The following is a 20,399-nucleotide window of genomic DNA, read 5'->3' on the forward strand; positions in this document are numbered from 1 at the left end:
TTCCGCTTTTGCTAATACAAGCATGCGGAGGTTTCATGCGCCCGGCCCAGCTTTTAGCCGTACTGGACAGAGAATTCACAAGTACCCGCGAGGGGCACCACACACCCGTCATGCTGTGGGGTCCGCCCGGGGTAGGGAAATCGCAGATGATCGCGCAGATCGCCGCGCAGCGGCAGGTGCCGGTCATTGATATTCGTCTCTCGCAGATGGAGCCGACCGACCTGCGCGGCATCCCGTTCCGCAGCGGTGATACGGTGGAGTGGGCGATCCCGGCCTTGTTGCCGGATGCCGCGCGACATGGTGAAAGTGGCATCCTCTTCCTTGATGAGATCACCTCGGCGGCACCGACGGTCTCGGCGGCCGCCTACCAGCTGATCCTTGACCGACGCCTTGGCGAATACAAGGTGCCGGATGGCTGGGCGATCTTTGCCGCCGGTAACCGCCAGGGTGACCGTGGCGTCACCTATACCATGCCGGCACCGCTGGCGAACCGCTTTTCGCACTTCGAAGTCGATACCCACCTCGATGACTGGGTCGCCTGGGCCTATGCGAATGGTATCGATGAACGCGTCATAGCCTTTTTGCGTTTCCGCCCCGAGCTGCTGTTTGATTTTGACCCGGCGCATAACCCGGTCGCCTTCCCGTCGCCGCGTTCCTGGGAGTTTGCCCATCGCGGTCTGCAAAAGTTCGGTGACAACCCGGAACTGTTACTCGGTGCCTTGCAGGCCTGTGTCGGTCCGGCCGCGGGTATCGAATTAAAGGCCTTTGTCGATAACCTCGACAACATGCCCGACATCGATGCGATCATGCGCGGTGAAGACGTTAACGTACCGAAGGAGATCGACCTGCAATATGCCGTGGCCGCCGCGCTCGTCGGTCGTGCCATCCGCGCCAAGGGCGAGGGCAATAGCCAGGAGGTCTGGGGACATATTCTCGATTATGCACGCAACTTCCCGCAACGCGAGATGGGCGTCATGCTGGTCTCTGACATGCATCGAGCCGTCGGTGAAGAGATGTTCAGCGTGCCACAGTTTGCCGACTGGGCGAAGGCCATCGCCGATGTCATGCTCTACAATAGCAACTAGAATATTATGTCTTACCGCCAAGTACGCAAAGTTACGCGAAGTTAATGAGAAGATATGGCATTCCTTTGCGTTACTTAGCGACCTTCGCGGTTAAATATCATTATGTCTAATGATGTCGAAACAAAACTTGCCGCTGCACGCACTCGGTTAATCCTTGATAAACCGTTTCTTGGCGCGCTGGTGTTGCGTCTGCCGATGGAGCAGGCCTCGGCCGAGTGGTGCAAGACCACCGCCACCGATGCAAAAACGTTTTACTTCAATCACGATTACATCGATGCACTTTCACTGGACCAAACCCAGTTTGTATTGGCGCATGAAGCGCTGCATTGCGCACTGTCACACTTTGCACGCCGTCAGCATCGCCTCAAGCATCGTTGGGACCTGGCCTGTGACCTGGCCGTCAATCCTTTACTGGTTAACGATGGTCTGAAACCCTGCCCCGATACACTCTATGACCCGCAATACGAAAACATGACCGCCGAGGAGATCTATCCCTCGATTGACGACCTTGATGACCGCGAGACCCATGACCAGCACATCTACGATGAAGATGAGCAACAGCAAGACGATTCAGGCCAGCAGGATCAAAAGGGCCAGGGCGGTGCCGGCGGTGATAAAAAAGACCAGGACCCGCAGCAGGACAGCAGCAGTGGTGGAGGTGACAAGCCACGTGATGAACAAAGTAACAGCCAGGGTAATGCCAACCAGGCCGAGCTTGATGAGAACCTTGGCGGTGCACCGCAGCCGCCACCGTTGAATGAGTCTGAGAAGGAAGCCTTGAGTGTACAGTGGCAGCAACGCCTTGCCGGCGCCGCACAACAGGCCATGCAGTCCGGCAAGATGGGCGAGGCGATGATGCGTCTGGTTGACCACTTGTTACAACCACAACTGCCCTGGCGTATGTTACTGGCGCGTTATATGACGGCCGTTGCCCGGGATGATTACAGTTTCCAGCGGCCGTCACGGCGTGAGGGTGCGGCGATCTTGCCGAGCCTGCGCAGTGCACAACTCGACCTGACCGTGGTCGTGGATACCAGTGGTTCGATTAGTGATACTGAGATCTCGGAGTTTGTTTCCGAGATCGATGCCATTAAAGGCCAGATGCAGGCGCGCATTACCCTGCTGGCCTGTGATGACAAATTAAGCGACAACGCCCCATGGACCTGTGAGGCATGGGAAAGCTTTGAGGTCCCCGATGATATGCAGGGTGGTGGCGCGACGGATTTTCGTCCGGCCTTTGAGTTTGCCCACCAGCAGTCCAAGCAACCGGACCTGTTGATATACTTTACCGATGCCGAGGGCGAGTTCCCTGAACAGGAGGCGGGCTTCCCGGTGATCTGGCTGGTGAAGGGACGTGGCAAGGTGCCCTGGGGGCAGCGTATCCAGCTTAACTAACGAAGGACCTTGCCTGTTCGTAGCGTGCCAACAGGTACTGCCCGGCGGAATCCATGTTGTCGGCAAAACAGATAATGCCATCTTCATGGCCGAGCATAGTGATACAACCACGATCAGGATGTTGAAGGCCCTGGATTGATGCGGCAATGGCCAGGGCCATTGCCGGTGTGCCGTAACCGACCTCGGCGGGGGTACAGGCAAGCCCGAGCCTCTCGTGTTGTTGCCAGATGTCAGGGCTATGCACATGGATAACGGCCATCGTAGCGGGGCTGGCGCTATACACGGCTGCGTGGCTCATGCACTCTGATGAAGGTTTTATCGGACCGTGTGATGAAACCCGGTTGTTAGCGATATCACAGTGTTCGATATGCGCATAGTCTTCGGCCGTAAGCCGGGCGAGCCCACCGGTTTGTGTGCCGCTGATGAGGAACGTGTTATCAGCCAGGCGGTGACTCATGTTGCCGTAGGCAAGACCGCCATAACGTGCGCCGTCCTGGCCGATAAGCCCGTGGGCATGCATGCGCTGATGCCAGGACATGAGGCTGAGCAGCTCAGGGTAATCCACCGCCTGGCTAAAGCGGTGTGATAAATTATATTGAATAACGCCTTCTTGCTCATTCATGGTCATAGGGTATTAGCAACGGATAGAGTCAGTGTAACGTAATGATATAACGTTATGCTGTATGAAATAATAGAAAAGGTGTAAGTGTGCCACTTTCAACAGAAGATAATTTGCGACTCAACGTAATGCTGGCCAGCCAGGTCGATGCTATACGCATCGACGAGGGGCGCATGATCGTTTATGGCCTGTCTGCAACCAACGAGGCAGAGATCAGACTAAACCCGAACTGCAAGGATGAGCAATACATCAGGCAAGTGCGTGAACTGTTGTCCGCACATGTATTGGGCTCGCCAGGTGGTTATCCTGTTTATCTGAAACGCTGGACACGCATGGGACAAATGAAGGATGAAAGCCTGGCGGACCTCCTCAAATTGGGGGAACCCGAGGCCGTTATGGCGGTAGTCTGTGCGCCGGGTTTGACGGATGAACAGGCACGACTGGCCTGGTGGGCTTCGCCCGAGGCCGAGCATGCACGACGTATGCTGGAAAACGAACTCATTGTGAAAGGTTCCATGGGTAAGGAACTGGCAGATTTTCTGGTAGAGTTTTTGCCGTTTGAAGAAGACCCCTATGCAATTGTCCGCAGTGTGCGACTGGTTTTGCAGGCGGACCTGATCGATGACAAGACCCGTAAGTCCTTGTGGGAACGCGGCAGGAAGAAAAATGTTTTCCGCATCGGTTTTCTTGAGGCCTGTGCCGATGATCTTCCGGAAAGTATCCCGGCGCGCAGCGATGCCGAAGGCCTCGCCGAGGCCTTACAGTCGCTTGTGGATGAAGGCAACAGCCTGGCAGAAAGATTGTTGCGTGTTTTATCTTCAGAAGGACAAAGTTTCCTGGATACTGCTGAGACGATCCTGCGCAAGCCTTCTAATCAGGAAGTCGTGTGTGCATTGATGAATGCGCTGGGTAATTACTTCAGTGGGCAACAGCTGCATGGGCAGGGTGAACAGGATATCGAGCGGCTGCTTGCAGAGGCTGAATCGGCCTGTGCAGAGGGGGAGGCCGCCGCGATCATTTCTGCGTTGCCGGCATTACAGGCCGAGGTGGCGGCCATGCAGGTCCTGGCAAGGATTACCGATGAAGTCTGTACACCGGTTTTTGCCCGTACCGATGCCATCGGTACCGTGATGCGAAAGAAACTCGAGCCGGTGACGACGCCCATCTTCCAGCAATTTACGACACTACGCGGTTCAGCTCCCTGAGCCAAGCCTCTGTATCGGCCCACCGGGGGGTTTTTCAAGTCCTCGCTGCAGTTATTTACATATTTCCCCGTTCAAATCATAAGCAGCTGATATTTATATATAAATAAATCAGGTTTGTGTCGTGTGTTCTGTGAACTGCGCACGCCACCGCTACAGAATATGGACTATATTTATTTACACGGACTGGGTGGGCCATAGCGGCTTACCGATACCAGGGAGGTGTCTGCACCAATAGTCATAACAAGGGTAGTCATAACAATGGCGGTGTACGAAGGGATGGGGAGTAATGAACGTGCCCCCGGGCAAGGAAGGGATGATGATCTCAACAACAGTCAGTCAGTTTATAGACCAACAGGGCGTCAAGTACGTGGTACTGCCGCATGCCGAGACCCGGACCCTGGAGGAATGTGCGGAAGCGGTAGGTGCATCCTTTGCAAAGATGTTGCGTGCAGTGGTCATCACCAATGGTATTGGCCACTACATGGTCGTGTTGCCAATTACCCACGTACTCGATTTCAAGGCCCTGCAGCGACAACTGGGTAAGGATTTCAGGGTCGCCCCTTATCGTAACTTTTCGGATTGTTTTGGTTGTTGCGCGCGGGGTTCTGTGCCGCCCTTGGGAACAGCATTTGGTATGCCGATGCTGATTGATATCAGTGTCCGCGATCTCGAAGAGGTATTTTTTGAGCCGGGCAGTCATACCGAGGCCATCAAGATGCGTGGCAGGGATTTTCTTGGTCTCATAGAAGGGGCGGAGTATGGGGCCTTTGCCTACGCGTTAACGCAACTGGCTGAGATGGATGTCAGCACCATTCGCTACGCTTCGCCGAATGATATTAAACGTCGCATTGAAGAGATCTATGAACTCCCGGTGATCCCGGCGATTGCTCACAGGATCCTGCAGCTCAATAGTCAGGCCGATGCCAGTGCCAATGACCTGGCAGAGATTGTACAGATGGACCCGAGCCTGTCAGCACAGACCCTGCGTTATGCCAATTCCCCTGTCTTTGGTTATAAGGGCAGGATTGATACGCTGCAGGAGGCCATTGCCCGCGTTTTGGGTTATGACATGGTTATCAATATGGCACTGGGCATAGCCATTGGTCGAGCCTTCCGTGCGCCGGAGGATGGTCCTCTGGGTATGAATGCCTTTTGGCGACATAGCGTGGCCTGTGCCACCCTGGCACAACGTCTGGCCAGGATGATGCCTGCTGACAAACGTCCGAAGCCGGGTATGGCCTACCTGTGTGGCTTGTTACATAACTTTGGTTTTCTTTTATTGGGCCACCTCTTCCAGCCCGAGTTTTATCTGTTAAACAAACTCGCCGCGGCCAATCCCAAAACTCCGATCAGCGAGCTGGAACGGCGCGTGCTCGGCATGGGGCGTGCGAAGGATGTGATTGAAATGGGTCATGCACAAATGGGTGCGTGGCTGATGGAGGCCTGGAATATGCCGGCTGAGGTTGTTGCTGCAGTGCGCGAACATCATCACGATGATTATAAGGGTGAACATGCGGTGTTCGTCAGGCTGGTTAAACTGGCCAACCACCTGCTCAAACGCATTGACATCGGTGATGAGACGAATAGCCATATCCCTGACAAGCTGCTCACCGAACTGGGTCTGGATGAGGACACAGTGATTGATGACTTCGAAATGCTTGTCGAAGATAAAATGGAAGAAGTTACCGCGATGGCCAAACAAATGGCCGCCTAGCCTGGCCTGTGTCTGCCATCAGGCGCGGATATAGGCCCAGCCCAGTTTCAGGCGCTTGATGATTTGCTCCAGGGCGGCATTGACCCGTTGGGCCTCCGGAATAAGCTCTATCTCTTTGCCTTCTTTCAGGTGTGCATTTTCCATCGCGTGGCCACAGGCATAAAAGGCGACGTTCTGGTGCTCCGTGACAATAGAGCGGATCCGCCCCTGGTAAGGAGAACCCTCGCGTAACATGGCAATGCCTTCAGCATTGGCGACAATCTCAAGGTTAATCGGGCGATGGTGACTTTCCCTCTCCGTCAGTAATTGCTCTGCTGTATTCAGTACCTTTTCAATACTCTCCTCATCTTTGCTGCTGATGTGCAGGAGGATATTTTCATTGTTATCCTTGGTGGGATTGAATTGCGCCAGCGAGCCAAAGCTTGGCGTGTTAGCCGAATCGGATAACTGGGTGTGACCGATCCAGCCGGCGCTAACACTCAATACAAACAGAACGGACGCGGCAATGCCGGCCGAAAACCAGTTTACCCTGGAGGTTTGAGGTGCCGTCTGCTGAATAAGCCTGGGTGGTTCAGCATAGGCCAGTCGCATCATGTCTTTGGTCTGCTGCAGGCAGTTAATGCGTTCGGTCAGTTCGCGATCTTCCTGCATGAGTTTTAAAATACGCGCGAGGGTATTGTTATCCAATTGCCCATCGATAAAGGCATTTAACTGTTCATTTGTAAAAATACTCATTTTACCCTCCGCACATAGTTACACCGTGTGGTCTTGCTCTGCTGGAATTCCTGAAGGTGCTCACGCAATTGTGTACGGGCACGGCTCAGACGACTCATCACTGTGCCAAGTGGAATATCCAGAATATTGGCAACCTCCTGGTAACTGAATGCTGCCAGGTCAACCAGGCTGACTATTTCACGCTGTTCGGGTTTGAGTTTTTCAATGGCGGCGTGGACCTTTTGGGTAATCTGCCGGCGATAAACATCGTCTTCGCCGTCTTCCTCATAAACCAGGTGATGTTCTTGCAACTCGCTGAACTCGCGGCGTCGCCGACACATGTCACACCAGCAATTATGCATGATGCTGAATAGCCAGCTTTTCATGGCACCGTCCTGTTTCAGGCTGTGTGCATTGCGCATGGCCTTTAACGAGGTCTCTTGTGCCAGATCACTGGCCAGTTGTGGGTCATGGCACCAGGAATAGGCGACCCGATAGAGGTCATCCCAATATCCCGCCAGTCTGGTACGAAACTGTGTCGATCGTCCCTGTAAAATACGCATGGTATGCTGCCTGTCTTGGGGCTTGTTATTGTCTATATGACGTGCCTAAATTACAAAGTATTCCATATTTTTTGCTTTATTATCCTGTAGAGGGAAATAAAACCGCACCTGCTGCGTCTAATGTATATAGGGAAGTAAACCGGAGGGTGATAAAAATGAAAAAAGTGCTTGTATATCTGGCGGTTAGCATGCTGCTCTGGCAGGGCGCGGCCATCCAGGCCAAGGAGCGTCTGAGCTCAGTAAAGGAAGACGCCAGGCATATCAAAGAGTGGAACCGTTTTTCCGACTCGCTGTATACGTTACACAAATGGTTGATTTCCAATCACAATATTCGTACCGAGGAATCCAGCGGCGGTTATCGTAAAGGCTATCTGGGCGGACCGGATTTTTACCGTGAGGTAAAGTACTTCGATGCCGACAGCGGGCGCCTGCTTAGCCAGATTCAATGGGAAAAGGAAAACCCTGATTTCATTCATAATATCGAGGTTTATATTTACGACGAAGAGGGCAATATCAAGCTCGATTACCTGGCCGCCTATCTGCCAGCCTTTCGTAACGCGCCGGTGCAGACCCTGATCAACCTGCACGCCTATAACGATAATCTGCATGCCTTCCGGCAATTTGATGCCTCGGGTGAGCGTATCTACGAGCAATGTTCGGGCGATCACCTCTCCGGTGAAGTGGATATTTCGCTCGAGGATTATGAGATGCTTTCACCCTCGAACGCCAATGCCCAACTGTTGGCCAGTGAGACCTATACGGCCTGTTTCGGCACCCTGGCTTCCTCAGTGGGTAGCTACCTTGACCCCTTAAGCAATCTTCCTGATTCGGCAAGCTCAGCCAAGGCGGTGGATGACAATACTTTCGAGTTTGTTGCCGCGCAGGTACTGGCCCTGACCAGGCAGATAGAGGCGCAACCGAAGCAATCAAAACTCTATCTCGAACGCGGCAAGTTAAATGTGCGTATGCTGGAATTTGCCGATGCCGTGGCAGACACCAGCAAGGCCCTGGAACTGGACGCGTCACAGATAGAGGCCTATTTCTGGCGTGGCATGGCGTTGGGCAGGCAACGGCAACTCGACGCGGCGATCAAGGACCTGAGTCTTTATCTGGAGCACCGGCCGAAAGATTCACGCGCCTTTACCAAACGTGGTGTGCGCTATATCTGGAAGGGCGATCTGCAGAGCGCAGAAAAGGATCTCCGTCGGGCCATTGAGCTGGATGCCAATAACGCCGAGGCCCATGATGACCTCGGGGTCATTGTCGCACAGCGGGGCGAGTTGGCCGAGGCGGCACGCCATTTTTCCACCACTGTGAGTGTTGACCCCAGCTATGCCAAGGGACACCAGAACCTGGCCATGACCTATTTCCTGCAAGCGGAGTACATGACGGCCCTGCAGTCGGTCAACCGTAGTCTCGCCCTGGAAACCGATAATCGCAGTTCGTTATTACTGAAAAGCGAGATCCTCGATGCACTCGGCCGTGGTGAAGAGGCCGCAGACTTTAAGGCCCAGGCCGAATATTTGCCCGAGGCCGGCTGGTCGGAGCGCTTCCACGCCGGGCCATAAATCCCTCGCATTGGCCGATTGATTCTCTTGACTGGCATCCTGTTGTGGGCTGTGGGCATAATCATGGGCTCATAAAAACACAACAAACAGATGTCAGTTTAGGGAGGCAAGGCATGCGCATTATTCTTCTGGGTGGCCCCGGCGCCGGTAAGGGCACACAGGCCAACTATATTAAAGACAAGTTCAATATCCCGCAGATTTCAACCGGCGACATGCTGCGTGCCGCCGTCAAGGCGGGCACACCACTCGGGATCGAGGCAAAGAAGGTTATGGATGCCGGTGGTCTGGTATCAGATGAAATCATCCTTGGTCTGGTCAAGGAACGTATCGCCGAGGCAGATTGCAAAAACGGCTTTCTGTTTGATGGCTTTCCGCGCACCATCCCGCAGGCAGACTCCCTGAAAGAAAAGGGCGTGGCTGTCGATGCCGTGGTCGAGATCGATGTCGATGATAGTGAGATCGTCAAACGCATGAGTGGTCGTCGTGCCCACCTTGCATCGGGCCGTACTTATCACGTTATATATAACCCGCCGAAGGTGGAGGGTAAGGATGATCTTACCGGTGAAGCCCTGGTGCAGCGTGATGATGACAAAGAAGAGACCGTGCGCAAGCGCCTCGAGGTGTATCACGAACAAACCGAGCCGCTGATCGCATACTATTCCGGCTGGGCGAACAGTGGCGAAGCCGGTGCGCCAAAGTACGTGAAGGTCAACGGCGTTGGCTCGGTAGAGGAGATTCGCGAAGCGATCTTTGCTGGCCTGGCCTGAATCCACTCGCCAGGCATCGAATAGAAGAAATGGCCGGTTACACCGGCCATTTCTGTTTTCCCACTCCCTCCTGCAAAGGAAACCGACACGCTTCCCTAACTAAGTATAGACCGTCCCAGCACCTGTGCAGGGTGATGTATACTAGGCGGCCAGAAAAAACAGGAACCCGCATGAGTCGATATACCGGAACCGAAGACTTCTCACACGAAATGCCTGATCGCACAGGTATTTTATTGTGTAATTTGGGTACCCCGGAGGCGCCGACACCCTCGGCAGTACGTCGCTATCTGGCGGAATTTCTCAGCGACCCGCGTGTTGTCGAGATACCGCGGTTGCTGTGGAAATTGATCCTGCATACCGTGATCCTCCGGACCCGTCCGCGTCATGTCGCCAAGGCCTATGCCAAGGTCTGGACCGATGCCGGCTCACCCTTGCTGGCCATCAGCCGTCGCCAGCAGGCGGCACTGCAAAAACACCTGGGAGGGCAAGTCACTGTCGCCCTGGGCATGTGTTATGGCAAACCCTCCATAGCCGAGGCACTGAATGAATTACGCCGGGCCGGGGTCAGGCGTCTGCTGATTCTGCCGCTCTATCCGCAGTATTCTGCCACCACCACGGGCGCAGTGTTCGATGCCGTCGTACGTGAACTGGGTCGGTGGCGCTGGTTACCCGAGTTACGCATGATCAATCATTATCATGATGAGCCGGCCTATATCGAGGCCCTGGCCGCGAGCGTACAGGACTACTGGGCCGAACAGGGTCGTAGCAGTCAACGGCTGATGATGTCTTTTCATGGCTTGCCCAAGGCCTCGCTCGAAGCCGGCGACCCGTATTATTGCGAGTGTCAGAAAACCGCGCGCTTGTTAGCGGAAAAACTGGGCCTGGCGGAGACAGAGTGGAAACTGACCTTCCAGTCCCGTTTTGGACCGGCCGAGTGGTTGCAACCCTATACCGATGAAACCCTGCAGACCTGGGCGCAGACCGGTGTCGATTCGGTGGATACGGTTTGTCCCGGCTTTGCCGCGGACTGCCTGGAGACACTGGAGGAAATGGCCATCCAGAATCGTGACTTGTTTCTGCAACATGGCGGCAGGGAATACCGCTATATCCCGGCACTGAATGACTCGGTAGCACACATCGAGGCCCTGGCCGGGCTACTGCAGCGCCACCTGCAGGGTTGGGGCGTGTCGGCCGATGCGACACAACGCCAGAGACGGCAGCAGCGGGCAAGGTCGCTGGGTGCGCAAAAGTAGGCTAAGTTGCTGAAATACTATAACAATATTTATGGGGCGTGATTACAGGTATTATTCTGCTATTATGTGCGCCGCAGTTTTGACCGATTTAAAGGGATCACTATGTCCAAGAAACACCCGATTGTTGCCGTAACCGGTTCATCCGGTGCGGGTACCACCACCGTAAAGCGTGCCTTTGAGCATATTTTCCACCGTGAGGAGATCAACCCGCTGGTGATCGAGGGTGATAGCTATCACCGCTTCGACCGTGCGGCCATGAAAGAACAGATGGCCAAGGAAGATGCGCGGGGTAACAAGTTCTTCAGCCACTTCGGTGAAAATGCCAATCATTTCGACAAGCTGGCCGAGACCTTTGAGTCCTATTCGAAGAGTGGTAAATGCCAGCGTCGTTATTACCTGCATAGTAGTGAAGAGGCTGCTGAGCACAATGCCCGCCTCGGCACAGACCTGAACCCGGGTCAGTTCACCCCCTGGGAAGACATGAAGGGCAAGACCGACCTGTTGTTCTATGAAGGTCTGCATGGTCTGGCGAAGACAGAAAATAACAATGTTGCCCAGCACGTTGACCTGGGTGTCGGTGTGGTGCCGATTGTAAACCTCGAGTGGATCCAGAAGATCTTCCGTGACAACGCCGAGCGTGGTTACGATGCCGAAGTGATCGTCGATACCATCCTGCGTCGTATGCCGGATTACGTTAACTACATTACCCCACAGTTCTCGCTGACGGATGTTAACTTCCAGCGTGTATCAACCGTTGATACGTCTAATCCTTTCATCGCCCGTGACATCCCGACACCGGATGAAAGTTTTATTGTGATCCGTTTCCGCAAGCCTAAGGAATTCGGCGTCGACTTCCCGCACCTGCTGAACATGATCAATGGTTCATTCATGTCACGCCCGAATACGATTGTTGTGCCGGGTGGCAAGATGGGTTTTGCCATGGAGTTAATCCTTGAGCCGAAGATCCAGCGTATGCTGGAGGCCAAGAAGGGCTAATAAGCACTTCGAACCGCAGTATTGTAAAAAAGGCAGCCTACGTGGCTGCCTTTTTTATTACCTGCATAGGCAGAATACTGGCTTCTTATAAATCCTGTCTATTCATATTCTTCGCGCTCTTCGCGAGCTTGCGGTAAATATTATTTAATGCATCAATCCGCAATCATCATTAATTAATGGTGTTCTTAGTGCGTGTTTTGAAAGTTTCTCAAGGCGTGTCTGAGCAGGCACAAAGAACAGGGTAACCGCAGCGGTATCCGGGCACGCCGCCGGTCTGAATCAACGCTCTGTGGCAGCGGCCTGGATACCACGCGATTCATCGATAAGCCGTATGACGAGGATGCCGGCAACAAAAAACACCAGCGTGATCAAAAGGCTTTGTCGATGATTGCCATGGTTGAGCCAGTTCAGCAGGCCATAACTGAGTGGTCCAATGATGGCAGAGAATTTTACACAAAGTCCCCAGAGGCCAAAAAATTCTCCATAGCGACTGACCGGGCTGAACAAACCTATCAGGGCGCGGCTCGCCGATTGCGAGGCACCGAGTGCCAGGCCGATCAGGTTGGCGGCCAGCCAGAACCAGAGCGGGTCATGGCTGAGCCAGGCCTGGATTATCGCCACACACCAGATAAGCAGGGTGATAATCAGTGTTCGCACTGAACCCAGCCGATCTTGAAAATGGCCGAAGGCAAAGGCACCAACTGCGGCGGTGATGTTTACGATGCCAATGAGGAGAATATTTTCCTGGGTCGTAAACTGCATTACCTGTTTGGCATAAACCGCGGCGAGAATAATGACAATATAGATGCCGGCATGAAACAGAACCAGGGCGATCATGAAAAGCCGCAGGTCCGGGTAATGGTGCAAATGTCTGAATGTGTTGCGAAGGTGGGTTATGGTGGTTTGCAATACCCGTTCTTTGCCCTGATGTGACGGTGGTCGCTCAGACAGGTAGTAAAAGGTCGGCAGAGAGGCCAGGGCGAAGACCAGCGCGACGATATACATGCTGTGGGGAATGATCTGTGCCTCGGTCTGTCCCAGTGACTGGGCGTAATGGATGTAGGCCAGACACAGGCCGAGTGTCAGCAGTCCGCCAAAGAAACCCAGCGCCCAGCCATAGCCGGACAAGCGACCAATGTCTTCCTTGGTACTGAGTTCTGGCAGGAAGGCGGCAATCAGGTTTTCACCGCATGCAAACATTACGTAAGAGAGCACGACCAACAGCATGGCCATTTCGACATCACCGGGGCCGGGCAGGGCGAGCAGGCTGGTGAAGAGGATGCAGCCGAAGGTGCTGGCTGCCAACAGGCGTTTGCGAACGCCGTAGAGGTCGGCGATCGCCCCAAGCAGTGGCGCACTGAGCAGGATAATCGCATTGCCAATGGCAATGGTGACAGTCCAGAGCAGGGTGGCCTCGCCACTGCTAAAGCCCCCCTGCATGGCGATGACAGAGACAAACCAGGCATTGTAGATCGTCGTCAGTACCACGGTGGCATAACCAGAGTTGGCAAAGTCATACATTGACCAGGCAATTTTTTCGCGGCGTGTGCTGGGTGAGTGAGTCATTTGTGCGTATGATACCGTCCCTGACGAGGGCGCTTTGGTTTTTATGATGATTGATGGGTATTATGCCGGTTCTCCGGCAGATTGCCATCTTGTTAAATGAAGGTGTGGTACGCGTATGCAGGATTTCGACCTGGAAGGCAGAGACTATATTCAGCTAAACGATCTGCTGAAAATCACGGGGCTGTGTAACAGTGGCGGCCAGGCCAAGCTGCTTATTGATCAGGGACTGGTCAAAGTGGATGCTCAGGTCGAGACACGCAAACGCTGCAAGATACGCAGTGGCCAGGTGGTGGAATTCGCCGGTAAAAAAGTCGAAGTGAAATAGCGCAATGGCAGTCATTATTTTCAAACTCAATGGCGTACCGGATGAAGAGGCTGATGAGGTGCGGGCCTTGTTGACGGAAAAGGGTTTTGAGTTTTATGAGACCTCGGCCGGGCGTTGGGGGATTTCGGTAGCTGCCTTATGGCTTAAAAATAATGCTGACCAGCCTGCGGCACGGGCCTTGATTGAAACCTTTCAGCAGCATCGGCAGACACAAATAAAGGCAGAACATGAGCAACTGCGTGAGCAGGGAAAACTTGAGAACGCCCTGAGCAGGTTGCTGCATAATCCGTTGCAGGTTATTTTTTATATTCTTTTTATATTATTGATTATTTATCTTTCATTAAGTCCGTTTGTTTTTATCGGCAAATGAAGGCGACGGGTGAGGTTTGCTATGTGGCGACGTGTACTGGGTTCAATATTGTTGTGTTGTTTGGCCCTGACCGGTGCAGGCTCAGTCATGGCTGGTGTGAAATCAGTTTATGTTGAGCAGGACTGGTTGGCGAAGAATCTGGGGAATAAGGAAATTGTTGTCGTTGATATGACATCGGAAGATGTCCAGTATCTGCGCTATCACATTCCTGGCGCCGTGCGTCTCTCCTATCAGGATATTGTCACCCGCCGCAAAGACAAGGTCTCGGTAAGGCTGCCGGATACACAACTGGTCAAGGTGCTGGGTGCGATCGGCATACGGCCGGATCAGCATGTGGTGATTTATGATGACATGGCCGGCCTGAATGCCGGCCGCCTGTTCTGGGAACTGGAGCGTATCGGACATCAAAAGGTCTCGGTCCTGCGTGGTGGGCTCGTGCAGTGGGTGCTGGCGGGACGTAAGGTCGATAACCTGCCGGTAAAACCCACTGCTGTTCAGTACCCGCTCGCGGCGGGAGGACGCAATAACGAGGCATCACTGGCGGCGGTGACGGCGGCGAGCGCAGGGGGGCAAGCTGTGTTGCTGGATGTCCGTTCGCAGGAAGAGTACGCCGGTCATCCAAAATATCCGCGCAGTGGCCATGTCCCGGGTGCGAAGTGGGCCTCATGGGAGGATAACGTGGACTTTGGCAACGGTTTTGTACCAAAGCGTTCGGATCTGCTGATGAACAAGCTGCACGCACTCGGTGTGAAGGACAAGGACGCGTCGGTGATCGTCTATTGCCGTTCCGGCCACCGCGCCAGCCAGAGCTATCTGACCTTGCGAGACCTGGGTTTCTCCGCAGTACAGCTCTACGATGGTTCCATGGCCGAATATGCCCGTCAGCCGGGCCTGCCGCTGGTCAAGGGTATGGCCGAGAAATAATGGCTGCCAGTATTCAAGGCTTTTCGGGATTGGACGATACAGTAAGTAGCGGACGGGAGGGTAAAGGTTCCCGTTTGGGGTAATTAGGCTCTTCAAGGGTGATAGATAGCCGTGGATATTAAACCGACAGCATTGGCCTCAGGCATTCAGGGCATCCAGCGTGGCCTGGCGGGGGCGCGTGAAAATGCGCATAGCATCGCCACGGCCCAGCAGGGCAGTGTGGCCGGGCTGGCCGAGCCGCTCATTGGCCTGAAGCAAAACCTGGTCCAGGTCCAGGCCTCGGTCGAGGTCGTCAAAACGGTGGACGAGACCCTTGCCAGCCTGCTGGAAGACTTCTCGCCGCGTTAAATCGGCAGGAACACGGCCGTTGCCAGCCGCTGGATCATGTTCTTAATGTTACGCTGGCTGCTTTCGGCGATGATCACGGCCATGGTGTCCTGCAACGAGATCAATTTCCCAAATAACCTTTCATAACTGAGGTTTTTAACCTCCCCCTCCAGTTCATTACTGACCAGATAGAGTTGTCCATCAGGCTGTTGATAATGGCTGAGCCGCCAGACCGTGATCTCGATATTGCGGGCGGAATTGTAGAGTTTCTGCGGGTCCAGCTCATCGGTGATAAAAAACTCGCGTTTCTCCCCATAAGCGGCCCTGAGCATGGTACGCAGGCCGAACATAAGGGCCAGTACGCGGTCACCCTCATAGTCCTCATCGAAGGCCAGCTGGATACTCGCCGTACCACGTTTGCCGGCCAGATCGGGCTTGGGGGCCTCATCATCAAACACACGGTGGACACAGGTCCTGATGGCCGGTGTACCGCCCTGGCACTGTCCCGGGTTCCGTCGGTAGAGTTTCTCGGTCAAGCGTCTTAGCAGGGCCTCCATGCGCTGTACGTGGATATCGCTGATCGTGTCGATGTCGGTCTTGGCCAGGTAATCCAGATCCTTGCCGGGCTGGCCTGGCGTGGTCTGGCAAGCCGCCTGGCTCAGCAGCAAGAATAAAATACTTAACAAATATTTCATAACATATTGTTTTAAAGTTCTTTTCTTTGACGTCAGCGGAACATCTTAAGACATGACTTGAAGTCTAGTTTAACGTGCGTTGGCGGCTAAAGAAAAGGTCTTGGCTGCCGATCCCTTATGGAGAAGTGAGTACTGTGCCCACCAACATAAGGGTACTGGGCCGGGACACAAATAAGGGAAAGACAACGTCGCATGGCTGAATTGCCAAGAAAACCCGAGGACGTGTACAAGGAAGTCAGTGCCGACCTGGATGCCGTCGTCGTTGAGCATGCCCCCTTGGTCAAGCGCATCGCCTATCACCTCAAGGCCCGGCTACCGGATAGCGTGCAGGTCGATGACTTGATCCAGGCCGGGATGATCGGCCTGATCGAGGCCAGCCAGAAATATGATGAGCAACAAGGGGCGCGTTTCGAGACCTATGCCGGCATTCGTATCCGTGGTTCCATGCTCGATGAATTACGCAAGAATGACTGGGCCCCGAAATCTGTTCACCGCAAGGGCCGTGAGCTGGCCGATGCCATCAAGGTCATCGAGGGGCGCACCGGGCGCGACGCGCGTGATCAGGAAATCGCCACCGAGCTGGGAATCGATCTGGATGAGTATTACCGTATCCTGCAAGAGGGCAATGCCTGTATAGTCAGTATGGAGCAGTACGGCCTTGATAAGGAAGAATTCCTGACCGGACTGGTGGATAATCATTCCAATCCGGAGTTACAGCTCTACCAGGACCGTTTCCGGGACGCCCTGAAAACGGCGATTGCCGGATTACCTGAGCGTGAGCGGATCGTGGTCTCGCTTTATTATGAATCCGAAATGAACCTGCGTGAGATCGGTTCGATCATTGGTGTCACGGAATCGCGTGTTAGCCAGTTACTCAATCAGGCCCATGTCCGTCTCAGTGCCCGCATGATGGAATGGCAAAAACAGAAAAGTCAAGATTGACGCCCCGCCGTAACTAAACGATAGTTGAACACAGGTTTTCAAGACAATTTGTAATACTTATGAGCCATACTATTCAACGCCAGCGTCTGCATGATTTGAATCGCCTCAACGAGGTGAATTACCAGCTTATCATGCGCCTGCTCCCAGACCTGTTGAATATGGCGGATACTGCCGTCTCGAAAGCAAAAAATGCAGATGATCTGCATTTGCAGGTGATCGAACGCAGCCCCTACACCACGGCCCTGTCCCTGACGCATCACTACAGGGCTGGCGCTATTCGTCTTGCCGTCCCCGACCTGTGGTTACGCGTCTACCATGATGTTTGTGTGGCCGAGGCGATTGCCCAGATCGATGGTAATAGCCCGGCGCATGCACGTGCCTACGACTGGCACAGGGGCCTGGATGCCGAGGTTAAACGCCAGCTGAATACCTTTACGGAGAAATGGTTGCGTGACTGCCTGCAGCAGGGACACGTCTTCAAGCACGCCTGATCTCATTCAGTCACTTTATCTTCCTGATAAAGTTTTTTAGTTATCTATATCGTTCAATACATGAATAATAGGGTTTAGTTCTTTAACCCGGGTGCCGTTATAGTTTACAGGCCCGGCTTATTATTTTGACGGGAAATAGCATGTACATCCAAGGAGGTGCAAGCATGAACCGACAACATCCACCCACAGGACATCAGGACTACCCTGATACCAGCCAGCAGCTTCGTGACATCGCATTAGAGACCGATGACATGCCCGGTATTGAAGGCGTGCACCAAGGTGTGATCCTTATGGATGGCTGGGGAAATGAATGGGATGATACCGGAGACTTCGGTGAAATAGATTTTCGCCTTGTCGATGATGAGTAAATAATAGCGTTGTATTACTGGGCGGCCTCGGGAAATTCCAGGGCAGGGTGCCATCTTGCATGTATTAATTGCCAACGCCCATCTATGGGTCTCCAGTTTGTCTGTACCTTAAATAACTGCCCGCGTTCAGGTACCTGATCAGGGCCATCGGCGGTGCCGGCATAAAAGATCACCTTGGCTATATCATCCTTGATTTGAATACGGGTGTCGGCCATGTAGATATAGATAGTCCTGTTGTTATTCAGCTGTCGGCCGACAAATTCTTCAAAGACTCCATAGGTCCCGTGGTACTGGCCTCGATAATCTTTACTAACATGAAACATAAAGGCCTGCGGGTCGTGTTTTTGTATGGCCTCGCGCATGGTCTGCATAGTCGTTTGAATGGCCATCTCATCGGCAGTGTCACTGCAGGCGACCAGGCTGATGCAGGCAAACAACAGCAGGGAAGTGAAGAGTGTTTTTATCATGCGTGTTCCTCGGCAGCGGCCTGCTGTTTTAACTTGCGTTCAATCACCTTAATGTCGACAACCTGACCACGATTAATGCCCTCACAGTATTTTTTCTCGGCCTGCCAGTGTGCCTCGTCATCCATTAATTCAGGCCAGAAGGGATAGGTCCTGCACTGGGTGGGCCGCAGGGCATAGATGCCACAGCGGCCGTGTTTATCGAGAAACGCGCACTGGCCATTATGCATACGTATGCCCCAGCTATCACGTGTCAGATGCTCAACATAACGGCGCCTGAACCAGGCCTCTGAAACCTCAAGATGCTTACGTAATTTCGCGGCCTCGGTCGGCGTCAGTGCAATATAGTGTGTCTCGGCGTTGCCGGTGCAGCACTTGCCGCAGGCGGTGCATTCAAAGTGGATGGGTTTATCCTGGTAAAACATACATTCAGCCTCTACAACAAAGCCAATCATACCTTAATACCCTATCGTCATAACATTCGAGTTGCGGGGAGGCAACGATGGTGATTTAGGCATAAGGGACGGTTTTTTATAAAATAAAGTAAAAACAGTGGTTTATATATCCGGTTATGTGCGGCTATTCACAGTTTTCTGGCTATGGTGCTGGTACTTTTTCACATAAATATTGTTGTATAGCCCCGTGCCCATGTAAGGAATTTGCCCATGATAAATCAACAGCGAGTCTCACCTCGGCGACGCCTGGCCTATGCCGGCATTATTGCCTCTAGCTTTTTCCTCTCTGCCTGTGACCCCATCAGCCTGACAGCGCTGGGTATCGGTGCCTCAACCGGGGTGAACTATGGTCTTAACAGCGTGGCCTATAAAACCTTTACTGCTCCGATCAGCACCGTCAACAAGGCGGCGGTTACTGCATTGAAGACGATGGGCATCAAGATCAAGTCAATCGAAAAAACCAGCGAGGGTCAGGTGATTATTGCTCAGTCCTCTGACCGTGAAATTGAGTTGACGCTGGAGGCGGTGAGCAAAAAGACGACGCGCTTGCGCAGTATCGCTCGTCAAGGGACATTCCTGATGGACCGCGCAACCGCGACGGAGATAATTTTCCAGACGGAAAAGGCGTTAGTGGGTGATCGAAAAGTATATGTGGGTGCATAACTGGAGATAATTATGAAAAATTTATCTATTCATGCAGCGTTCTTGGCAGCAACATTTTCTTTACCTGTTATGGCCGAAACGGAGATGACCTCGACTTCAGATTCTGAAATGACCATGGAGGCCTCAACTGATAGCATGACAGGCGCAGAGTCTTCTACCGTAGTGACCACAAAGTTAAGCAATGATTATCAGCAGTTACTGGGGGAGAACGCTGAGGCCGTTGTCAGTGGTTTGCGTGAAGGGCAAGAGTTTACGATCAGTTCAACAACAACTGTGGATGGCGTGGAAATCACCGAGTCGGCCACGATCACACCGCCAACGGGAAAAATGGGTTTTGGTAATGTTTCCCACAGCCTGGCACTCACCGAGTATCAACTTGGGCAATTGGGCATATCAGACCCCTCCGTCCTGGAACTGGAGGCGGCGCTGTTAGGCGGTACTGTCACACTGAGCAATGGAGAGGTAATCGAATTACAAGGTGTGCTGGCCCTGCGCAGCGAGGGTATGGGCTGGGGTAAGATTGCACAGCAGTATGACACTAAGCTTGGTCACGTGATTAAAGCGGTAAAAACAGGCCAGCCCATTGCGGTATCGGCGACGGATACTACAGCATCCGCAAGCGGTACAATGACGGCGAAAAACCACGGTCATGGAAAATACACAACAACCGTGTCAAAAGGCCATGGTGGCGGGAATGCCTATAAGTACGGTCAGGGTATTACCAGTGCAACAGGCAGTAGTATAGGCGCAGGGCATGTCAATACATCCCACGGTAAGGGTGCTGTGAAGACGTATCAGAATCATGGTGGCAATGGGCATGCCTTTGGCAGTGGTATTGTTAGCGCCAGTGGCGGCAGTATTTCTCCCAATGCGGGCCACGGTGGCGGTAGATCGAATGCAGGAGGGAATGGTAAAGGCAGAGGGAAATAA

The 20,399-nt window shown here is 53.4% G+C and carries 24 protein-coding genes; 17 read left to right on the plus strand and 7 right to left on the minus strand.

What is annotated here, in order from left to right:
• Positions 1–35 precede the first annotated feature (35 nt).
• Together EL386_RS05720 and EL386_RS05725 are read left to right on the plus strand one after the other, a co-directional pair.
• Positions 36–1,085 (plus strand): AAA family ATPase, encoded by a 1,050-nt coding sequence (locus EL386_RS05720; RefSeq protein ID WP_126454294.1) that lies wholly within the window; start codon positions 36–38, stop codon positions 1,083–1,085.
• Between the two features lie 102 nt (positions 1,086–1,187).
• A complete protein-coding gene (locus tag EL386_RS05725) occupies positions 1,188–2,480 on the plus strand; it encodes a vWA domain-containing protein (RefSeq protein WP_126454297.1) in 1,293 nt (430 codons plus the stop codon).
• On the opposite strand, the gene EL386_RS05730 is transcribed toward EL386_RS05725, so the two are convergent.
• Positions 2,473–3,102 carry a class II aldolase/adducin family protein gene (locus EL386_RS05730; protein ID WP_126454299.1) on the minus strand — a complete coding sequence of 210 codons (630 nt, stop codon included), beginning with the start codon at positions 3,100–3,102 and terminating at the stop codon, positions 2,473–2,475. The genes EL386_RS05725 and EL386_RS05730 overlap by 8 nt on opposite strands.
• Before the next feature lie 86 nt (positions 3,103–3,188).
• On the opposite strand from EL386_RS05730, the gene EL386_RS05735 reads away from it, so the two are divergent.
• Together EL386_RS05735 and EL386_RS05740 are read left to right on the plus strand one after the other, a co-directional pair.
• Positions 3,189–4,304: a sulfur reduction protein DsrS gene (locus tag EL386_RS05735; RefSeq protein ID WP_126454301.1), complete on the plus strand. Its 1,116-nt coding sequence runs from the start codon at positions 3,189–3,191 to the stop codon at positions 4,302–4,304.
• A 286-nt stretch (positions 4,305–4,590) separates the two neighbouring features.
• Positions 4,591–6,018, plus strand: a complete 1,428-nt coding sequence (locus EL386_RS05740; protein ID WP_126454303.1) for an HDOD domain-containing protein — start codon at positions 4,591–4,593, stop codon at positions 6,016–6,018.
• Positions 6,019–6,036: 18 nt separating this feature from the next.
• Here EL386_RS05740 and EL386_RS05745 read toward each other — a convergent pair whose 3' ends face one another.
• A complete protein-coding gene (locus EL386_RS05745; RefSeq protein WP_126454305.1) occupies positions 6,037–6,753 on the minus strand; it encodes a hypothetical protein in 717 nt (238 codons plus the stop codon).
• Entirely contained in the window at positions 6,750–7,295 is a 546-nt protein-coding gene (locus EL386_RS05750) for an RNA polymerase sigma factor (RefSeq protein WP_126454307.1), read from the minus strand. The genes EL386_RS05745 and EL386_RS05750 overlap by 4 nt, the downstream gene beginning before the upstream one ends.
• 155 nt (positions 7,296–7,450) lie before the next feature.
• Here EL386_RS05750 and EL386_RS05755 point away from each other — a divergent pair, with 155 nt between their 5' ends.
• The 4 genes from EL386_RS05755 (at position 7,451) to EL386_RS05770 (ending at position 11,879) form a co-directional block, all read left to right on the plus strand.
• Entirely contained in the window at positions 7,451–8,863 is a 1,413-nt protein-coding gene (locus tag EL386_RS05755) for a tetratricopeptide repeat protein (RefSeq protein WP_126454309.1), read from the plus strand.
• Between the two features lie 113 nt (positions 8,864–8,976).
• On the plus strand, positions 8,977–9,630 hold the full coding sequence (gene adk / locus EL386_RS05760; RefSeq protein WP_126454311.1) for an adenylate kinase: 654 nt from the start codon (positions 8,977–8,979) through the stop codon (positions 9,628–9,630).
• Between the two features lie 170 nt (positions 9,631–9,800).
• Positions 9,801–10,883: a ferrochelatase gene (gene hemH / locus EL386_RS05765; protein WP_126454313.1), complete on the plus strand. Its 1,083-nt coding sequence runs from the start codon at positions 9,801–9,803 to the stop codon at positions 10,881–10,883.
• A 102-nt stretch (positions 10,884–10,985) separates the two neighbouring features.
• Positions 10,986–11,879, plus strand: coding sequence for a phosphoribulokinase (locus EL386_RS05770; protein WP_126454315.1), 894 nt, complete (start codon positions 10,986–10,988; stop codon positions 11,877–11,879).
• A gap of 279 nt (positions 11,880–12,158) precedes the next feature.
• Here the strand turns inward: EL386_RS05770 and EL386_RS05775 are convergent, their stop codons facing one another.
• A complete protein-coding gene (locus EL386_RS05775; RefSeq protein ID WP_197722155.1) occupies positions 12,159–13,445 on the minus strand; it encodes an MFS transporter in 1,287 nt (428 codons plus the stop codon).
• Between the two features lie 115 nt (positions 13,446–13,560).
• Here EL386_RS05775 and EL386_RS05780 point away from each other — a divergent pair, with 115 nt between their 5' ends.
• From EL386_RS05780 to EL386_RS05795, 4 genes are all read left to right on the plus strand, one after another.
• Positions 13,561–13,770, plus strand: a complete 210-nt coding sequence (locus EL386_RS05780) for an RNA-binding S4 domain-containing protein (protein ID WP_126454317.1) — start codon at positions 13,561–13,563, stop codon at positions 13,768–13,770.
• A gap of 4 nt (positions 13,771–13,774) precedes the next feature.
• Positions 13,775–14,140 (plus strand): DUF6164 family protein, encoded by a 366-nt coding sequence (locus tag EL386_RS05785; RefSeq protein ID WP_126454319.1) that lies wholly within the window; start codon positions 13,775–13,777, stop codon positions 14,138–14,140.
• Between the two features lie 21 nt (positions 14,141–14,161).
• Positions 14,162–15,064, plus strand: coding sequence for a sulfurtransferase (locus EL386_RS05790; RefSeq protein WP_126454321.1), 903 nt, complete (start codon positions 14,162–14,164; stop codon positions 15,062–15,064).
• A gap of 111 nt (positions 15,065–15,175) precedes the next feature.
• Positions 15,176–15,412 carry a hypothetical protein gene (locus tag EL386_RS05795; RefSeq protein WP_197722156.1) on the plus strand — a complete coding sequence of 79 codons (237 nt, stop codon included), beginning with the start codon at positions 15,176–15,178 and terminating at the stop codon, positions 15,410–15,412.
• Here EL386_RS05795 and EL386_RS05800 read toward each other — a convergent pair.
• Complete coding sequence (locus EL386_RS05800; RefSeq protein ID WP_126454323.1) at positions 15,409–16,086, minus strand: hypothetical protein; 678 nt, start codon at positions 16,084–16,086, stop codon at positions 15,409–15,411. The genes EL386_RS05795 and EL386_RS05800 overlap by 4 nt on opposite strands.
• 192 nt (positions 16,087–16,278) lie before the next feature.
• On the opposite strand from EL386_RS05800, the gene EL386_RS05805 reads away from it, so the two are divergent.
• The 3 genes from EL386_RS05805 (at position 16,279) to EL386_RS05815 (ending at position 17,887) form a co-directional block, all read left to right on the plus strand.
• Positions 16,279–17,028 carry an RNA polymerase sigma factor FliA gene (locus EL386_RS05805; RefSeq protein WP_126454325.1) on the plus strand — a complete coding sequence of 250 codons (750 nt, stop codon included), beginning with the start codon at positions 16,279–16,281 and terminating at the stop codon, positions 17,026–17,028.
• A 59-nt stretch (positions 17,029–17,087) separates the two neighbouring features.
• Positions 17,088–17,519, plus strand: coding sequence for a DUF1249 domain-containing protein (locus tag EL386_RS05810; RefSeq protein ID WP_126454326.1), 432 nt, complete (start codon positions 17,088–17,090; stop codon positions 17,517–17,519).
• A gap of 164 nt (positions 17,520–17,683) precedes the next feature.
• Complete coding sequence (locus tag EL386_RS05815; RefSeq protein ID WP_126454328.1) at positions 17,684–17,887, plus strand: hypothetical protein; 204 nt, start codon at positions 17,684–17,686, stop codon at positions 17,885–17,887.
• A 14-nt stretch (positions 17,888–17,901) separates the two neighbouring features.
• Here EL386_RS05815 and EL386_RS05820 read toward each other — a convergent pair whose 3' ends face one another.
• Entirely contained in the window at positions 17,902–18,354 is a 453-nt protein-coding gene (locus EL386_RS05820) for a hypothetical protein (RefSeq protein WP_126454330.1), read from the minus strand.
• Entirely contained in the window at positions 18,351–18,806 is a 456-nt protein-coding gene (locus EL386_RS05825) for a YkgJ family cysteine cluster protein (RefSeq protein ID WP_126454332.1), read from the minus strand. Before EL386_RS05825 ends, EL386_RS05820 begins: the two co-directional genes overlap by 4 nt.
• A gap of 210 nt (positions 18,807–19,016) precedes the next feature.
• On the opposite strand from EL386_RS05825, the gene EL386_RS05830 reads away from it, so the two are divergent.
• Together EL386_RS05830 and EL386_RS05835 are read left to right on the plus strand one after the other, a co-directional pair.
• Positions 19,017–19,469: a hypothetical protein gene (locus tag EL386_RS05830; RefSeq protein ID WP_126454334.1), complete on the plus strand. Its 453-nt coding sequence runs from the start codon at positions 19,017–19,019 to the stop codon at positions 19,467–19,469.
• Between the two features lie 12 nt (positions 19,470–19,481).
• Positions 19,482–20,399 (plus strand): hypothetical protein, encoded by a 918-nt coding sequence (locus EL386_RS05835; RefSeq protein WP_126454336.1) that lies wholly within the window; start codon positions 19,482–19,484, stop codon positions 20,397–20,399.

It is taken from the genome of Sulfuriflexus mobilis, assembly GCF_003967195.1.
Classification (GTDB): Bacteria; Pseudomonadota; Gammaproteobacteria; order AKS1; family AKS1; genus Sulfuriflexus; species Sulfuriflexus mobilis.

What these genes read in the sequence shown, in the direction of transcription:
- EL386_RS05805 (WP_126454325.1), top strand. Translation starts at nt 16,279, where the DNA reads ATGGCTGAATTGCCAAGAAAACCCGAGGACGTGTACAAGGAAGTCAGT.
- EL386_RS05820 (WP_126454330.1), bottom strand. Translation starts at nt 18,354, where the DNA reads ATGATAAAAACACTCTTCACTTCCCTGCTGTTGTTTGCCTGCATCAGC.
- EL386_RS05770 (WP_126454315.1), top strand. Translation starts at nt 10,986, where the DNA reads ATGTCCAAGAAACACCCGATTGTTGCCGTAACCGGTTCATCCGGTGCG.
- adk (WP_126454311.1), top strand. Translation starts at nt 8,977, where the DNA reads ATGCGCATTATTCTTCTGGGTGGCCCCGGCGCCGGTAAGGGCACACAG.
- EL386_RS05730 (WP_126454299.1), bottom strand. Translation starts at nt 3,102, where the DNA reads ATGAATGAGCAAGAAGGCGTTATTCAATATAATTTATCACACCGCTTT.
- EL386_RS05750 (WP_126454307.1), bottom strand. Translation starts at nt 7,295, where the DNA reads ATGCGTATTTTACAGGGACGATCGACACAGTTTCGTACCAGACTGGCG.
- EL386_RS05720 (WP_126454294.1), top strand. Translation starts at nt 36, where the DNA reads ATGCGCCCGGCCCAGCTTTTAGCCGTACTGGACAGAGAATTCACAAGT.
- EL386_RS05775 (WP_197722155.1), bottom strand. Translation starts at nt 13,445, where the DNA reads ATGACTCACTCACCCAGCACACGCCGCGAAAAAATTGCCTGGTCAATG.
- EL386_RS05810 (WP_126454326.1), top strand. Translation starts at nt 17,088, where the DNA reads ATGAGCCATACTATTCAACGCCAGCGTCTGCATGATTTGAATCGCCTC.
- EL386_RS05740 (WP_126454303.1), top strand. Translation starts at nt 4,591, where the DNA reads ATGAACGTGCCCCCGGGCAAGGAAGGGATGATGATCTCAACAACAGTC.
- EL386_RS05830 (WP_126454334.1), top strand. Translation starts at nt 19,017, where the DNA reads ATGATAAATCAACAGCGAGTCTCACCTCGGCGACGCCTGGCCTATGCC.
- EL386_RS05790 (WP_126454321.1), top strand. Translation starts at nt 14,162, where the DNA reads ATGTGGCGACGTGTACTGGGTTCAATATTGTTGTGTTGTTTGGCCCTG.
- EL386_RS05825 (WP_126454332.1), bottom strand. Translation starts at nt 18,806, where the DNA reads ATGATTGGCTTTGTTGTAGAGGCTGAATGTATGTTTTACCAGGATAAA.
- EL386_RS05785 (WP_126454319.1), top strand. Translation starts at nt 13,775, where the DNA reads ATGGCAGTCATTATTTTCAAACTCAATGGCGTACCGGATGAAGAGGCT.
- EL386_RS05780 (WP_126454317.1), top strand. Translation starts at nt 13,561, where the DNA reads ATGCAGGATTTCGACCTGGAAGGCAGAGACTATATTCAGCTAAACGAT.
- EL386_RS05745 (WP_126454305.1), bottom strand. Translation starts at nt 6,753, where the DNA reads ATGAGTATTTTTACAAATGAACAGTTAAATGCCTTTATCGATGGGCAA.
- EL386_RS05800 (WP_126454323.1), bottom strand. Translation starts at nt 16,086, where the DNA reads ATGAAATATTTGTTAAGTATTTTATTCTTGCTGCTGAGCCAGGCGGCT.
- EL386_RS05755 (WP_126454309.1), top strand. Translation starts at nt 7,451, where the DNA reads ATGAAAAAAGTGCTTGTATATCTGGCGGTTAGCATGCTGCTCTGGCAG.
- hemH (WP_126454313.1), top strand. Translation starts at nt 9,801, where the DNA reads ATGAGTCGATATACCGGAACCGAAGACTTCTCACACGAAATGCCTGAT.
- EL386_RS05725 (WP_126454297.1), top strand. Translation starts at nt 1,188, where the DNA reads ATGTCTAATGATGTCGAAACAAAACTTGCCGCTGCACGCACTCGGTTA.
- EL386_RS05835 (WP_126454336.1), top strand. Translation starts at nt 19,482, where the DNA reads ATGAAAAATTTATCTATTCATGCAGCGTTCTTGGCAGCAACATTTTCT.
- EL386_RS05815 (WP_126454328.1), top strand. Translation starts at nt 17,684, where the DNA reads ATGAACCGACAACATCCACCCACAGGACATCAGGACTACCCTGATACC.